General features: G+C 67.3%; 13 protein-coding genes. 8 read left to right on the top strand and 5 right to left on the bottom strand.

Going from position 1 to position 15,557, the window contains the following annotated elements:
- Positions 1–31: 31 nt before the first annotated feature.
- On the bottom strand, positions 32–1,384 hold the full coding sequence (locus tag QA861_RS20725; RefSeq protein ID WP_334589820.1) for a S53 family peptidase: 1,353 nt from the start codon (positions 1,382–1,384) through the stop codon (positions 32–34).
- A 352-nt stretch (positions 1,385–1,736) separates the two neighbouring features.
- Between QA861_RS20725 and QA861_RS20720 the strand changes: the two genes are divergently transcribed.
- The 4 genes from QA861_RS20720 (at position 1,737) to QA861_RS20705 (ending at position 5,406) form a co-directional block, all read left to right on the top strand.
- Complete coding sequence (locus tag QA861_RS20720) at positions 1,737–2,399, top strand: hypothetical protein (RefSeq protein ID WP_334589819.1); 663 nt, start codon at positions 1,737–1,739, stop codon at positions 2,397–2,399.
- Between the two features lie 89 nt (positions 2,400–2,488).
- Positions 2,489–3,277, top strand: coding sequence for a trypsin-like serine peptidase (locus QA861_RS20715; RefSeq protein WP_334589818.1), 789 nt, complete (start codon positions 2,489–2,491; stop codon positions 3,275–3,277).
- Between the two features lie 87 nt (positions 3,278–3,364).
- Positions 3,365–4,372, top strand: a complete 1,008-nt coding sequence (locus QA861_RS20710; RefSeq protein ID WP_334590635.1) for a C40 family peptidase — start codon at positions 3,365–3,367, stop codon at positions 4,370–4,372.
- Between the two features lie 317 nt (positions 4,373–4,689).
- Positions 4,690–5,406: a phosphatase PAP2 family protein gene (locus tag QA861_RS20705; protein WP_334590634.1), complete on the top strand. Its 717-nt coding sequence runs from the start codon at positions 4,690–4,692 to the stop codon at positions 5,404–5,406.
- 170 nt (positions 5,407–5,576) lie between these two features.
- Here the strand turns inward: QA861_RS20705 and QA861_RS20700 are convergent, their stop codons facing one another.
- Complete coding sequence (locus tag QA861_RS20700; RefSeq protein WP_334589817.1) at positions 5,577–7,139, bottom strand: FAD-binding oxidoreductase; 1,563 nt, start codon at positions 7,137–7,139, stop codon at positions 5,577–5,579.
- 407 nt (positions 7,140–7,546) lie between these two features.
- Between QA861_RS20700 and pstS the strand changes: the two genes are divergently transcribed.
- From pstS to pstB, 4 genes are all read left to right on the top strand, one after another.
- A complete protein-coding gene (gene pstS / locus QA861_RS20695; protein WP_334589816.1) occupies positions 7,547–8,674 on the top strand; it encodes a phosphate ABC transporter substrate-binding protein PstS in 1,128 nt (375 codons plus the stop codon).
- Between the two features lie 122 nt (positions 8,675–8,796).
- A complete protein-coding gene (gene pstC, locus QA861_RS20690) occupies positions 8,797–9,807 on the top strand; it encodes a phosphate ABC transporter permease subunit PstC (protein WP_334589815.1) in 1,011 nt (336 codons plus the stop codon).
- A complete protein-coding gene (gene pstA / locus QA861_RS20685; protein ID WP_334589814.1) occupies positions 9,804–10,862 on the top strand; it encodes a phosphate ABC transporter permease PstA in 1,059 nt (352 codons plus the stop codon). Before pstC ends, pstA begins: the two co-directional genes overlap by 4 nt.
- A 71-nt stretch (positions 10,863–10,933) precedes the next feature.
- Positions 10,934–11,710 (top strand): phosphate ABC transporter ATP-binding protein PstB, encoded by a 777-nt coding sequence (gene pstB / locus QA861_RS20680; protein ID WP_006374871.1) that lies wholly within the window; start codon positions 10,934–10,936, stop codon positions 11,708–11,710.
- Between the two features lie 115 nt (positions 11,711–11,825).
- Here pstB and QA861_RS20675 read toward each other — a convergent pair whose 3' ends face one another.
- The 3 genes from QA861_RS20675 to QA861_RS20665 all read right to left on the bottom strand — a co-directional run bounded on the left by QA861_RS20675 (position 11,826) and on the right by QA861_RS20665 (position 15,088).
- Positions 11,826–12,482 (bottom strand): ABC transporter ATP-binding protein, encoded by a 657-nt coding sequence (locus QA861_RS20675; protein WP_334589813.1) that lies wholly within the window; start codon positions 12,480–12,482, stop codon positions 11,826–11,828.
- Positions 12,483–12,522: 40 nt separating this feature from the next.
- Positions 12,523–14,628, bottom strand: coding sequence for a bacteriocin-associated integral membrane family protein (locus tag QA861_RS20670; RefSeq protein ID WP_334589812.1), 2,106 nt, complete (start codon positions 14,626–14,628; stop codon positions 12,523–12,525).
- A gap of 166 nt (positions 14,629–14,794) precedes the next feature.
- Positions 14,795–15,088 carry a lactococcin 972 family bacteriocin gene (locus QA861_RS20665; RefSeq protein WP_334589811.1) on the bottom strand — a complete coding sequence of 98 codons (294 nt, stop codon included), beginning with the start codon at positions 15,086–15,088 and terminating at the stop codon, positions 14,795–14,797.
- Positions 15,089–15,557 lie beyond the last annotated feature (469 nt).

Raw genomic sequence — 15,557 nt, 5'->3', positions numbered from 1 at the left:
ACGACCTCCGGTGGCGTTTGTGTGAGGCTGGTCAGCCGGTGAAGGCGGCCAGCCCCTGCGGGGTGCCCAGGCCGGTCGGGCCGTCGTAGCCGGTGCCGGCGGTGCAGTAGTAGCTCGTGGTGCAGGTGCCGTTGTTGCCCGAGGTCACGTCGTTGAGCGCCGAGGTGCCGGCCGCCGCGTAGGGGAACGAGGCAGGGTAGGAACTGCTCGACGGGGTGCCGGCGAGGGCGTAGACGCCCGCGATGATCGGGCTGGAGGCGCTGGTGCCGCCGTAGGTGACCCAGCCGGACTCGCCGTAGGTGTCGTAGACCGAGACGCCGGTCGCGGGGTCGGCCACAGCCGAGACGTCGGAGATCATGCGCTTGGTGCAGGTGGCGTCCTTCTGCCAGGTCGGCTTCGCGTCGTACGCGGAGCAGCCGGAGCCGGTGCCCTCGGTGCTGCTGGTCTTCCACACGGCCTCGGTCCAGCCACGGGTGGTGGAGGAGGTGGACAGCTTGGTGCCGCCGACAGCGGTGACGTACTTGGAGGCCGCCGGGTACTCGGCGCCGTAGGCCTCGTCGCCCGCGCTGACCGTGATGGCGACGCCGGGGTGGTTGAAGTACGAGCTGTCGTAGCTGGTGTCGGAGGAGGACTCCGAGCCGCCGTAGCTGTTGGAGACGAACTTGGCGCCCAGGGTGACCGCGCGGTTCACGGCCGTGCCGAGGTTGGCCATCGAGGACGACTTGGCCTCGACGAGCAGGATGTTGCAGTTCGGGCAGATGGCGCTCGCCATGTCGAGGTCGAGCGAGATCTCACCGGCCCAGCCGCTGTCGGCGGTGGGGAGGGAGGTCGTCGAGCCGGTCTGGCTGACCTTCTTGAAGCAGCCGTTGGCGACGGTGCAGGCGGAGAGGCCGTAGTACGAGCGGTAGGCCGCGAGGTCGGAGGCGGCGTTCGGGTCGTCGTAGGCGTCGACGATCGCGATGGTCTGGCCCGAGCCGTTGGAGTCGGCGGCGTCGGTCAGTCCGTAGGCGTCCTGGAGGTCGCTGGGCCCGTAGCCGGTGGGGGTGGCCGAGGTGGCGTTCGGCTTGATGGTCGCGGGGGCGACGCCCTTCTTCGCGGCCTGTGCCTCCTGGAAGGCGGTGGTGCCGCCGGTGACGCGCAGCGCGTTGCAGGAGGCGAAGCCCTTCGCCGGGGTCGCGTCACACTGGTTGGTGTAGTTCACGTGCGCCTTGGCGACCTGCGTGGCGATGGTCTTGGCGGTGACCTTCTGGGGTGCCGTGGTGGCTCCGGCCTGGGCCGCGGTGCCGAGTCCGGCGAGAGCGAGCGCGGCCGTGGCTACTGCGGCGGTGCCTATGCGGCGCCATCTGCCGTGCGTGGACTGGCTGCTGGGGGGTGACGTACGCAACGTACAGCCTCCTGTTAGGGGGTTGGCAGGGGCAGTGCGGGTGGGGTTGCCGCCGGTGCGGTGTCCCCGGCGGCGGGTTGGCGGCCCGCGATGACCTTCGCTTGTTGAGTACGTGACAACAAGACGGGTTGCGGAATCCTGACTTCCGCATGACTGAAGGGGGTTTCTGGGTTACCGATCACTGACGCGGTGATGGGTGGGGGGAGGGAGTGGCTTGACCCTGGGCACAGGTGATCCACAGCTTGTGCACAGAGACGCGCGTAGAGGCGTGTGGGGAGACGTGCGGGGGTGCGGGGAGTGCGCACACGGGCATGCGTAGGGGTTTTTGGGGGTGTGGGCGATGGTTCAGGGTTTGACGGAGGCTCACCCGGGGCTGGTGGACCGTCTGTTGCCGGGGGTGGTGAGGCGGGTGCTCGGTGGTCGCGAGGCGCAGCCTCGGTGGCTGCCTCGGCGTGTGCTGACCGTGGTGTCGGCCGATGTGGACGCCGAGGCCGGTGTCGGGGTGGTGTGGATGGTGTGGCGTCCGGGGTCCGGGCGGGAGTCGGTGCCGCGGGAGCACACCGCGTTTGTCGAGTGGTACGACGGGCGGTGGCGGTCCCTGGGGGTTTCCAGTTCCTCCGTCTCTTCCGTGGGCGATCCGATGGAGGTCGGGGTTGATGGGATCGAGGTTCGCGGCGGGGCCGGTTCGCTCAGCCTCACCCGTCGCCTGGATCCGCCGCGTTCGATCGGAACGGCCGTATGGATCGCCTGCGTCCAGGTGTATCTGGGGCGCGACGTCGACCACGTTCTTGTGGGTGACCGCCGGTTCGACGTGGCGGAGCGGCACCGGGTCGTCGCCGTCTGGAAGGGGCCTCAGATCAGGCGCGGGTACCGGCCCGACATCGTGGCTTTCGGCCGGGACGGCGTCGAACTGTCCCGGATCGGCTCGCTCGACAGCCTGGACAGTCGTACGTGGGCTCGGGTGTGGGAGGCGTTGGGGGAGCCGGGCGAGTCGGGTGAGTCCGAGGGGGGCTAGCCGGGTGGTCTGCTTTTTTACGGGTTCACGGAAAATTCTCAGCCAGGAGCCGTACCCGTTCTTGCGTTCGCGCGTCACAGTTGCCTCTGATGAAGCGCCCCAATCGTCCCCCTGACAACCGGCGGCACGCACTGTTCTCCGTCGTCGCGCTGCTCGCCGTCACCTCCGTCTCCGGTGCGGCCCCCGGCCATGCCGCCCCGGGGCAGCTCGCTGCTGTCGCCTCGGCTCGGGCGGCGGCGCCGCGCAGTGCTCGGGTGGGGGCGTTGTTCAGCGGGGATCTGGAGGGCGGGCACTTCTGTACGGCGTCCGTCGTGCGCAGCGGGGGGCGGGACGTGATTCTCACCGCCGCGCACTGCCTCAGCGGCGACGGGGACACCGACGTCGTGTTCGCGCCCGGGTATCGGGACGGCCGGGCGCCTTACGGGCTGTGGCGGGTGACGAAGACCTTTGTGCCGGGGGCCTGGAGCGATCGGTCCGACGAGGACAGCGACTTCGCCTTCGCCACCGTCGCCTCGAAGGGCGGGCGGGATCTGGAGGACGTGGTGGGGGCGAACGTCCTTGTCACGGGGCGGGCCACCGGGATCAGTGAAGTCGTCGTCACCGGGTATCCCAACGTGCGGGACGCGCCGCTCAGCTGTACCAACCGGCCCACCCCGCACAGTCGTACGCAACAGCGCATAGAGTGCCCCGGCTTCACCGACGGTACGAGCGGGAGTCCCTGGGTGCATGTGGATGCGGAGGGGGACGGGGAGGTGGTGGGAGTGCTCGGGGGGTTCGAGCAGGGTGGGGCGACTGATGACGTGTCCTACAGCACCGTGCTGGGTGGCGCGGCTGCCGCCCTTTATCGGGAGGCCTCTGGTTCCTCCGGGTCTTCTTGAGGGCGGCGCGTTTTCGTCATGATCACCCCGGGGGTTGGGTAGCGCCACTACACTGACGTGGGCGTACTCCCTGGCGGTGAGGGGCGGTTGACGGTGCGTAAGGCGTGGATCTGGGCGAGCGTCGCCGTCGGAGGCACCCTCAGCTTCGTGATGCTGCTCGTCGTGGGCGTCTACCTTGTCGCCGGGACCGTCGCCGGTGGGGTCGCGAGCGGGAGTGTCGCGCTCGCCAAGGGGGCCGTGCCGGCCGCGTATTCGGCGCTCGTGCAGAAGTGGGGCAATCTGTGCCCCGCCATCAATCCCGCCCTGCTCGCCGCACAGCTGTACCAGGAGAGCGGATTCAATCCGAACGCGAAAAGTCCGGCAAAGGCGGAAGGGATAGCGCAATTCATCCCCGGGACCTGGGCCACGCACGGAATCGACGGCGACGGTGACGGCGACCGCGACGTATGGGACCCGAATGACGCGATTCCATCGGCCGCGTCGTACGACTGCGAGCTCGCCTCCTACGTGAAGGACGCGCCCGGAGACCCGACGCACAACATGCTCGCCGCCTACAACGCGGGAGCGTACGCCGTCATCAAATACGGGGGCGTACCGCCGTATTCGGAGACCCAGAACTATGTGAAGACCATCACCACACTGCAGGCCAGCTTTGCCGCGCCGGTGGGCCGCGTCGACCCGTCCGCGCAGGCGGCCGGGGCGATCACCTACGCCCAGGGGAAGCTGGGCACGCCCTACCTCTGGGGCGGCACCGGTACCGCTGAGCAGCAAGGACGCTTCGACTGCTCCGGGCTCACCCAGGCCGCGTACGCGACTGTGGGCATCGAACTGCCGAGGGTGGCGAACGACCAGTACAACGCCGGGCCGCATCCCTCCCGGGAGGAGCTGCTGCCGGGCGACCTCGTCTTCTTCTCCGAAGATCCCACCAACTCGCGGGCCATCCACCATGTGGGGATTTATGTGGGTGGCGGTTACATGCTTGACGCGCCTCGTACCGGTGCGGTCATCCGGTTCGATCCGATCGACAGCGCCGATTACTTCGGAGCGACGCGGGTCACCGAAGATGGCGCGAAAGCGTTGCCCACGGCGGTGTGAGCGCAGCGTGAAACCAAGCCCTGAGCTGCGGCGATGCGTCTCTCTTCGATAACGTCTGCGTGATCATTCGGTGGAGAGTGGAACGTATAAACGGAGAGCGTGCGTTCCTGTTCCTGTAGTGGATTCCTCGGCGGCCGGATCGGGCGTCGGGTTTGCTGCTTTTGTTGCTTGTGTCGTGTCTGTCGCCTGTGGCACGTGTCAAGTGATGGCAGTGCGTGAACATGAACGTGAGCGTGAGTTCCTACGCCACGGGATGAGCAGGAGCGGCGCACGGAAACCAGTGCGCTCTGGAAATGACGACGAAGGGCCGCAGCACCATGGCTGGTCTCGCCGAAACCGGGTCGAACCCCGACGTCGACCTGCTCTACGACATCAACGGTCTCGCCAAGGACGCGCCCCGGTGGTTCGACCGGGTGGTCGAGGTCGTGGGCGAGTACGGGCTGTTGGCGGCGATGGTTCTTCTCGTGCTGTGCTGCTGGTGGGGTGTGCGGCGGCGGGGCGGGGACGGTGCGGCCGTGTCCGTGGCCGCGTTGATCTGGGCGCCGCTCGCCGCGGGCATCGCCGTACTCGTGAACATTCCGATACGGGGGTTCGTGGAGCGGCCTCGTCCTTTTCTGGATCATCAGGGGCTTGAGGTACTGGTCTCCGGGAAGACCGACTACTCGTTCGTGAGCGATCACGCGACGATCACCATGGCGATGGGGGTCGGGCTGTTCGTGGCGAACCGGAAGTTCGGGCTGGTGGGGATAGGGCTCGCGCTGGTGGAGGGGTTCTGCCGGGTGTACATGGGGGTGCACTACCCGACGGATGTGGTGGGTGGGTTCGCGCTCGGGACGGCGGTGGCGTTGTTGTTGTCGCCGGTGGCTATGGCGCTGCTTACTCCGGTTACCCGGGCGGTTGAGGGGTCGGGGTGGGGGGCTGGGTTGATTCGGGCTCGGGGGGCCGTTGGTGTGGGGTCCCGAGCGGGGCGGGGGGCTGTCGTTTCGGGGGGTCGGGCGGACTCTGGGGCCGGGGAGCGGGATTTGGCGGCGTAGGTGGGGGCCGGCCGTTGGGTTTTTCGCCCCCGCCGCCCCTACCCGTCCCATCCCGTTCCTGGGGGCTGCGCTCCCAGACCCCCGCTCCGGCCCTGAAGGGGCCTTGTCCTCAATCGCCGGACGGGCTGAAGGTGCGGGCCCGCGCTGGAGAGGTGTGGGCCGGCTCCCCCCTACAACGCCTGCGGGAACGTGAACACCCTGCTCGGGTCGTACTGGTGCTTCAGTTGCTGGAGGCGGGGGGCCGCGTCGCCGTAGTACGCCTTGCGCCAGTTCGTCAGGGTCGGGTCCGTGTAGTTCTGGTAGGCGGCGCCCGAGGCGTAGGGGGCCATCGCCCGGTGGGCCGAGGTCAGCCAGGACTGGGCCGACGTGCCCGGCGTACCCGCGCGCCAGGACACGATGTACTGGGCCAGCATCCTGCTGCGCCGGTGGACGAATGCCGTCGCCGTGGGCGAGACCCGGTTCACCGCGCCGCCCAGTGCCGTGAACGCGATGCTGCCCGAGCCGCCCTGGACCGAGGTGATCCGGGAGAGGAGGGTCTGGATGCCTGCCGGCGACAGTGAGCGGTCGTAGAAGTCGGAGCGGGCCGCGTACGTTTCCCGGCCCAGCGCGCCCTGCGGGGAGCGGCCGGGGGTGCGGCCCGGCAGGTGGCACTGGGCGTCCGTCGCGAAGGACGAGCATCCCGCGTACACCTCCATCGCCTCCTCGTACGAGCGGCGCTTCAGGGAGACGCTCGTGGCCGAAGAACCGATTCTGTCCGCCAGGCGGTCCACCGCGTTCTGCAACTCCGTGTAGGTGCCCAGGGAGAACGCCGAGATGGAGATCGTGGGGGTGCCGCCGGCCGTGTTCGCCACGTGCAGGGACGACCAGATCTCGTCCGGCTGTGTCGGGCCCCACTCCTGCCAGGCCTTCATCACCGCCGCCGCCTTCCGCCACGGCCAGGTCATGTACGCCGCCACCGCCTGCGGCGCGGGGTGGGTGCGGAAGTGGAGTTCCGTGACGACGCCGAAGTTTCCGTTGCCCGCGCCTCGTAGGGCCCAGAACAGGTCCTTGTTCGTGGTGGCGTTCGCCGTCAGCTCGCGGCCGTCCGCCGTGATCAGCGTGGCCTGGGTGAGGCTGTCGCAGGTCAGGCCGTATGCCCGGGACACCACGCCGTGGCCGCCGCCCAGTGTCAGGCCCGACACCCCCACCGTCGGGCACGAGCCCGCCGGGATCGTGACGCCCTTCGCCGTCAGGGCGCGGTAGACGTCGATCAGTTTCGAGCCCGCTCCCACCACCGCTGTGCCGCCGGCCGCGCGGACGCGGTTCAGCTTCGACACGTCGACGATCAGGCGGCCGTTGCCCGAGGACCAGCCCGCGTACGAGTGGCCGCCGTTGCGGATCGCCACGGGGACGGAGTGGGCGCGGGCGTAGGACAGGACCGTACGGATGTCGTCCGCGTGGGCCACGTACGCCACCGCGGCCGGTTTGAGGCCGTCGAAGCGGGTGTTGTAGAGCTGGCGGGCCGACGCCCAGGAGCCGTCACCGGGGCGGATGAGAGGGCCGTCGAGGTCGCGGCCGAGGGCCGTCCAGTTGGCCGGGGCCGAGGCGCTCGTCGCCGTGAGGGAGGTCGTTCCACGGGACGTGGTGGTGGCCGTGGTCGTGTCCTGCGCGCTCCCCTTCGTGCCCGTGCACGCGGCCGTCGTCATCGCCGCCAGGGCGGCCACGCCGCCTCCCATGAACGTACGCCGCTGCATGGTGCTCCTCGGTGTCACGGTTTCTCGGTCCCCCGCTTGAGCCCGCGAGGGCTCCCGTTGAACCAGACGGGATCCATGGAGCATGGGTTCCCTCGGCGGGCGCGTTCATGGAGGGAGCGGAAGGATGGGTTCCGGGCCTGTACAGCAGAAGTCGATCTGCCGGGGCCGTCCCCGGGTCGGGACGTACACGTGCTCTCCCCGTGAGCATTCCGTGACCTCACCGCACCGACCGCAGGGGTTCACCCGCCGTTCACCCGCGCCCGTAGGTGGCTTCACCTGTTCTGCCTACTTTCGGCCTTACCGGTGCTGCGTGTGCCCTGCCGGGGCGCCCCGGCACCACCCATACTTCGTGACCTCGCACGCCGCCGGCTTTCAGGACGGCGGCTCCTGGAAGGAAACACCAGACAGTGAAGCTTCAGCGCATGAACCGGCGGGCCCTCACCCTCGGTGCTCTCGCCGTCTCCGGCGCCCTGGCCCTCACGGCGTGCGGCTCCGACGACACCGGTACTGGCACGAAGGCCAGTGGTGGCGCCACCACCGGTGCCAACAGCTCCGTCAAGTGTGACGACGCCAAGGGCCAGCTGCTGGCCGACGGCTCCTCCGCGCAGAAGAACGCGATCGACGCCTGGGTCAAGGCCTTCACGGCTGCCTGCCCCGGCGTGCAGATCAACTACAAGGGCGGCGGCTCCGGCGCCGGCGTCACCGCGTTCACGCAGGGCACGGTCGCCTTCGCCGGTTCCGACTCGGCGCTGAAGCCCGACGAGGTCACCGCCTCCAAGCAGGTCTGCAAGGGCGGCACCGGCATCGACCTCCCGACGGTCGGCGGAGCCATCGCGCTCGCCTACAACCTCCCGGGCGTCGACAACCTCGTCCTGGACGCTCCCACCCTCGCGAAGATCTTCGACAGCAAGATCAGCAAGTGGGACGACCCGGCGATCAAGGCGCTGAACCCGAGCGCGACGCTGCCCAGCACCAAGATCCAGGCCTTCCACCGTTCCGAGGACTCCGGCACCACGGACAACCTCACCAAGTACCTGATCGCCACCACCCCCGAGAACTGGAAGTACGAGGGCGGCAAGGCCTGGCAGGCGAAGGGCGGCCAGGCGGCCTCCGGTTCCTCAGGCATCGCGGCGCAGGTCAAGCAGACCGAGGGCGCGATCGGCTACATGGAGCTGTCGTACGCCAAGGAGCTGTCCACGGTCGCCATCAACACCGGCGCCAGCGCCCCGGTCAAGCCGTCCTCCGACTCCGCCACCAAGGCCATCGCGGCCGCCCAGGTGGTCGGCACCGGCAGCGACCTCTCGCTGAAGCTGGACTACAAGTCCAAGGCCGAGGGTGCGTACCCGATCACCCTCGTCACGTACGAGATCGCCTGCGACAAGGGCAACAAGGCGGACACCCTGCCCGCCACGAAGGCCTTCCTCCGCTACATCACCAGCGAAGAGGGCCAGGGAATCCTGAGCGGGATCGACTACGCGCCGATCCCCGCCGAAATCATCGCCAAGGTTCGGACCACCGTCGAGAGCCTGGCCTGATCTGAGCGTGCGGACGGGTTCCGCCGCCGGCTTCCGCTGCCGGTGGGACCCGCCCGCACCGTCCGGTGCACCGCCGCCAGGAGCCGCATCCCCGGGTGCGGCCCCGCAGACCGGAGAACCCGATGGACATAACCACCAAAGACGCAGACACCGTTCCACCCGCTGCCCCCGAGCCCCCCACGGCCGAGGAGAAGCGCGCCGCCCGCGGCGCCACCCGCCTCGGTGACCGGATCTTCCTCGGTCTCTCCCGCGGCTCGGGCATCCTGCTGCTGGCGATCATGGCCGCGATCGCGATCTTCCTCACCTATCGCTCGGTCCTCGCCATCAGCAAGGACGAGGGCAACTTCCTCACCACCTTCGAGTGGAACGCCAACCTCAACCCGCCGGTCTTCGGCATCGCGGTCCTGGCCTTCGGCACGGTGGTCTCCTCGATCATCGCCATGGCCATCGCGGTCCCGGTCGCCGTCGCCATCGCGCTGTTCCTCACGCACTACGCGCCGCGCCGTCTCGCCGGCCCCATCGCGTACGTGATCGACCTCCTCGCCGCCGTACCGTCCATCGTGTACGGCCTGTGGGGCGCCCTGGTCCTCGTACCGCACATGAACGGCCTCTTCGGCTGGCTCAACGACTACCTCGGCTGGACCGGCATCTTCTCCTGGCAAGAGGGCGCGCCCCGCTCGATGCTGACGGTGGGCATCCTGCTCTCGATCATGATCCTCCCCGTCATCACGAACGTCAGCCGTGAGGTGTTCCGGCAGACCCCGCGGATGAACGAGGAGGCAGCGCTGGCCCTCGGCGCCACGCGCTGGGAGGTCATCCGGATGGCGGTGCTGCCCTTCGGCCGCTCCGGTGTGATCTCCGCGTCGATGCTCGGCCTCGGCCGCGCGCTGGGCGAGACGATGGCCGTCGCCACCGTCCTCTCCCCGAGCTTCCTCATCCAGACCAGCCTGCTCGACCCGGGCGGCGGCACCTTCGCGCAGAACATCGCCGCCAAGTTCGGTGAGGCCTCTCAGTACGGCCGTGACGCGCTCATCGCCTCCGGTCTGGTCCTGTTCGTCATCACTCTGGTGGTCAACGGCGCGGCCCGCGCGATCATCGCCCGCCGCGCCGAGTACTCGGGGGCCAACGCATGAGCACCGTCGTAGCCGACAAGCGCCCCAGTTCCCTGCAGGGCGCCAGGCTCCCCAAGTGGTTTTCCTGGGCGCTGGCCGGCGCCTCCGTCGCGCTCGGGGTCGGCATCAGCTTCGCCGCCGGCCTGGACAGCAGCGTCCAGTGGGGCCTGATCGCCGCGATCCTCTTCGTCGTCGGTACGTACGTCATCGCCACGCGCGTCGAGGGCAAGCGTCAGGCCAAGGACCGTATCGCGACCTCGCTGGTGTGGGTGGCCTTCCTGCTCGCCCTGGTGCCGCTGATCTCGCTGCTCTGGACGACCGTCTCGCGCGGTGTGAAGGTCCTCGACGTCTTCTTCCTGACGCACTCGATGGGTGTCGTCGCCGACAGCGAGCCGGGCGGTGGCATCTACCACGCCATCATCGGCAGCCTGGAGCAGGTCGGCCTGGCCACCGCGATCGGCGCGCCGATCGGCGTACTCACCGCGATCTACCTGGTGGAGTACGGACGCGGCAAGCTCGCCAAGAGCATCACGTTCTTCGTGGACGTCATGACGGGCATCCCGTCGATCGTCGCGGGCCTCTTCATCCTCAGCCTCATGCTGCAGTTCGAGATGCAGCCGTTCGGCTTCGCCGGTTCGCTGGCGCTGGCGATCCTGATGATGCCGGTGGTCGTCCGTTCGACGGAGGAGATGCTGAAGCTCGTACCGAACGAGCTGCGTGAGGCGTCTCTCGCGCTCGGCATCCCGAAGTGGCGCACCATCCTGAAGGTGGTCCTGCCGACCGCCATCGGCGGTATCACCACCGGCGTCATGCTCGCGATCGCCCGTATCGCGGGCGAGACGGCTCCGGTGCTGCTCCTGGTCTTCGGCAACCCCTTCATCAACAACAACCCGTTCGAGGGTGCGCAGGCCTCGCTGCCGCTGTACATCTACCAGCAGTACGCGAACAGCGGTGGTGCGGAGCCGGCGTACGACCGTGCCTGGGCGGCGTCGCTCACGCTGATCGCCTTCGTGATGATCCTCAACCTCGGAGCTCGCGGTATCGCCCGCTGGAAGGCCCCGAAGACAGGTCGCTGACGCGGCCATACGACAGCGACCTCTGGTCGGCCGGGTGGCCGGCCGACCCCTCGAAAGAAGCAGTGATACCCATGGCCAAGCGAATCGACGTAAGCGGCCTCAGCGCCTACTACGGCTCCTTCCGCGCGATCGAGGACATCTCGATGACGGTCGAGCCGCGCTCGGTGACGGCCTTCATCGGCCCCTCCGGCTGCGGCAAGTCCACCTTCCTGCGCACCCTGAACCGCATGCACGAGGTCACGCCCGGCGGGCGCGTCGACGGCAAGGTCATGCTCGACGACGAGAACCTGTACGGCACCGGGGTCGACCCGGTGGCGGTACGGCGTGAGGTCGGTATGGTCTTCCAGCGTCCGAACCCCTTCCCGACGATGTCGGTCTACGACAACGTGGCGGCGGGGCTGCGGCTGAACGGCTCGTACAAGAAGTCCGAGCTGAGCGACATCGTGGAGAAGTCGCTGAAGGGCGCGAACCTCTGGAACGAGGTCAAGGACCGGCTGAACAAGCCCGGTTCGGGTCTGTCGGGCGGGCAGCAGCAGCGACTGTGCATCGCGCGGGCGATCGCCGTCGAGCCGAAGGTGCTGCTGATGGACGAGCCGTGCTCGGCCCTCGACCCGATCTCCACGCTGGCGATCGAGGACCTGATCGGTGAGCTGAAGGAACGGTTCACGATCGTCATCGTGACGCACAACATGCAGCAGGCGGCGCGTGTCTCGGACAAGACGGCGTTCTTCAACCTCGCGGCGGTCGGCCAGCCCGGCAAGCTGATCGAGATCGACGACACGGAGCGCATCTTCTCCAACCCGTCGGTCCAGGCCACGGAGGACTACATCTCGGGCCGCTTCGGCTGAGCCGATCGGTCCCAGGTTTTTCAAGACCCCTCGCGGTGCTGCATGGCGGTGCCACCGCGAGGCCGAATAGGGCCCGCCCCTGGATCACTCCGGGGGCGGGCCCGTCGTACGTCGCCTACGGGGAGCCGACGAGAGAGGACTCACGTACGGCGAACACGGCGTCGCATCGGTCGCGGACGGTGTCGTCGTGAGTGGCGATCACCACAGCGCATCCGGCTTCGCTCATCTCGCGGAGGAGGTCGACGACCATCGTCGAGTTGGCATCGTCGAGAGCGCCGGTCGGCTCGTCGGCGAGTACCAGGGCCGGACGCTGGACGATGAGACGCGCCAGGGCCACGCGCTGCTGTTCGCCCCCGCTGAGGTGGTGGATCTTCTCTTTGCCCCGCTTCGCCAGACCGACACGGGCAAGCGCCTCGGCGGTCGGTGTGCTTTCTTTGCCCTGCGACGACCGCCGCGGCTTGGCGGCTACCTCCAGGTTCTCGTCGACGGTCGCATTCTCGATCAGGGCATAGTGCTGGAACAGATAGCCCAGAGTGTCGCGACGGAAGCGGCGGATCTCGCGTCGGCCGAATCGGGTGATGTCCTCGCCCTCATAGCGAATCGACCCGGTACTCGGCCTGTCGAGCAGCCCGAGACAGTTGAGGAGGGTCGACTTTCCCGATCCGCTCGGACCGACGAGGGCGAGCATCTCACCGCGGTTGACCGTGAGGTTGATGTCGCGCCACAAGGTCCGCTTGCCGAAGGCCTTGGACAGATTCTCGATATCGATCACAACGTACTCCGACTGGTGGAGGATTTCGTGCTCGGAACGGTCATGCCTCGGTCGTTCCTTCCTTCATGATGCGGCGATGGAAGAACGCGAGAGCGAGGAGGACGGCCCCGAGCTCGAAAACAACAAGAACGGTGATGACGCCGATATCCAGTGAGGTGATGTGAACGGGCTCGAATGGTGCAGGTGCACCGGCGTCGGTGAACTTCTTCAGTTCCTGGTTCTGCTGCCATGCTTCAAAAGGAACCCGGGTGGCGAAGATGATCGCGATAGCCACCTCTACGGCGAGTATGAAGCGATGGGTGGCGGTGTATCTCCAGCCGCTGATCTGTTGCACAAAGATACTTTGCGCATTCTTTCGCGAATAGATGATGCAGACGCCTATGCCGGCGATAAGAAGCACTATCACGGCAATGATGAGGTTGAAGATCTGCAGTCGGAGTTTTTCGGTCGCGTCCCTGAGGTCCAGAGCGGTCTTCTGTCCGACGGGACTCACGGAATTGACGTAGTTCTGCAGTTTTTCCGTCTTGATCCCGTTGAGCGCGTCATCGGGATCAAGGAACACCACGCCGGCCTGAGTGGCGAATGTGGAGTACGCGTCGTCCGTGAGGAAATGAGAACCATTGGGAACGACGACGAGGACCGGGTCGCGCACCAAGGATCTGTCCTCGTCAGGACTGTGGGCCGCGTTGTAGACGTAGGCGCCGGTGTTGTAGCCGAAGAGGCGTTGTCCGGTCCTGCTCGTGACTGTCTCGATCGGTAGGTCGCGGCTCAGACCGGGATCGATGATCTGGGCGGCCGCCTTGGTGATCGCCGGTGCGTAAGAGGTGAGAGATTCCGGAACGATGACCCGTACCGAGCCCGTGTCCGGGGTCCGGCCGCTCCGGGTGGCAGCGGTATAACGCTGTCCCGTCGGGTCGAGGACCGGCTGCCTTTTGAGATAGGACTCGTTGACGATGAGAATCTCACCGGCCGGCAGCCGGGCGTCGGGGGCGGAGATCTGGAGATCCCTGCGCCCGGCGACGATGATCTCGCCCTGCTTGTCGGCCTGGCGCAGCCACGGGCCCACATGCTCGTTCAGCTGGTCCATGTGCATGGCGAAGGCGCCGTTGAGGCGGATCGAGACCGCATCACCCACGGTGCTGTAGACATCGCGGTTCTCCTGGCGGGTCAGTACGTCCCGGCCGGCGAGCGTGACGTTCGTAGCGATGCTCAGCGCGAGCAGCAGTGCGGGGATGCGCACGAGGTAGACGCTGAGGGAGGCCGCTCGTGAGGGCAGTTCGCCTTTGAGGGCGGGCAGAACGTCGACCTTGAAGGTCAGCGCGAGCACGGCCGCGTGGGTGGCGAGCACCAGGACGACCAGCAGACCGGCGATCACCGCAGCGACCGAAGCGAACAGCCCCAGCCAGGCGAAACTGTTGTAGTAGCCGAGAAGGGCGAGCGTCGCCACCACCACCGTGCCGGCCACCGCGGGCCAGAACACCGCCAGCTGCCGTAGATCGCGGAGAAGGATGTGGGCGAAGGACATGCCCTGCAGCCGCAGGACCGCGTACGCCTTCGCGTTGAGCAGCACGCTCGCGCCGGTCATCGTCAGGGCCGCGAGGGCGAGCACGCAGAAGGCCCGGTAGAGGGGGTCGTCCGTGTATCTGGCGGTCAGCTCGGCGTACGACAGGGGGTGGGTGACGCTCACGGTCAGGCCGAGGTCCTGGAACCGGGTCATCAGGGCGTCAGCTCCCGCAGACGATCCGAACACGTAGTAGAGGCCCCGTGGATCCTGCTGTTCGATCTCGGAGATCGGATGAACGCGCGTCTCGTAGTTCCCGCTGAACGCCGGATAGCTCTTCTGGTCCAGCCATTCCGCTGTCGTGGAGCCTGCGCCGCCCGGGGTCACGTACAGATGTCGAATCCCGTCGGGATTCTTCAGGTCCGCCACCTCACGAGCCACTCCGACTCCGTGCTCGGCGGAGAACGACTCGACAGCCTGGACGACCTGAGTACCGCTCGCCGAGTCGGTGGAGTCGATCACATCGATCAGGGCCGAGTTACCCAGGATTCCGCTGTCGTCCAGCCCACGCACGAACAGAAAGGCCAGTACTGCCGAGAATGCCAAGACGGCGGCGTGGACGAATCGTATGCCTCGATGCAGCATCGGATACCTAAATTGAGGGCGCTCGGGGAGCACGCGTCCGGGTCGTTCGAGCCATGAGAAAAAAGCTGTGGAGGCGAGACGAACTCGCCTCCACAGCTGAGCTGAGCCAGGCGCGCGAGAGCGGCGCCACTCCCGCGTGCCTGAACTCGATTTCCGACCTGGAGAACTAGCAGCTCGGGTCGTAGTAGTACTGGATCGTGCCGCCGTTCTTCGTTCCCGAGGCCAGGGACCAGCTTCCCGCGGACGTGCAGCCACTGGCGAAGAGCGTGGAGCCGAACTTCACCGACGAGGCGTGCCTGTTGGACGGGTGCTTGTAGTTCGACCACGCGGTGTTGGCGCCGGAGTCATAGCTCCACCTGCCACCGCCGACATCGACGGTGGTGGCAATCGCCGGCGTGGCCGCGGCGAAGATGAGGGCGGCCGTGGCTACGGCTGCCTTAACCCCGTTTTTCTTGTTCATGATGTTTCCCCCTTTTGCCATGCTCTTGACTTGGACAGATCAGATCTTGACGCGGAGAGTAGTTGTCGCGCAACCACGAGATCATGTGACCTAGGTAACTGTGTAATGCACGCAGCTTTGGGGGACGTCGCGTGGAAACAGCAGGGTGGTCGGCGATATTGGTGAGAGGGGGGAGGGTGGAAATCGGCCACGCGGGTGGTGTGATTCGGTCAGGGGGGTCGGGCGGAATTCGGACGTGTGCGGTCATTTGGGTATGAGTGTGAATAGGGGCAGGACAAGTCGGGACCGGGATGGCATCCTTGATCGCGGCGGCTTTCGTTGAAGCCGCGCAGGGGGGCTGCGGTGCATACGTTTCGTGGTCGGTGAAGTGGCCTTCACTTATCTCTCACATTCGTCCTGTTCCACAGCCGCGCCGGAAGCTCTCTTGAATGTCCATTGATCGAAATTTTCGTTCGCTGCCCAGTTATCA

The organism is Streptomyces sp. B21-083 (assembly GCF_036898825.1).
In the GTDB taxonomy this organism is placed as follows: Bacteria; Actinomycetota; Actinomycetes; order Streptomycetales; family Streptomycetaceae; genus Streptomyces.
Note: the sequence above shows the minus strand (reverse complement) of the source record. Positions and strands in the feature narration are given on the sequence as shown.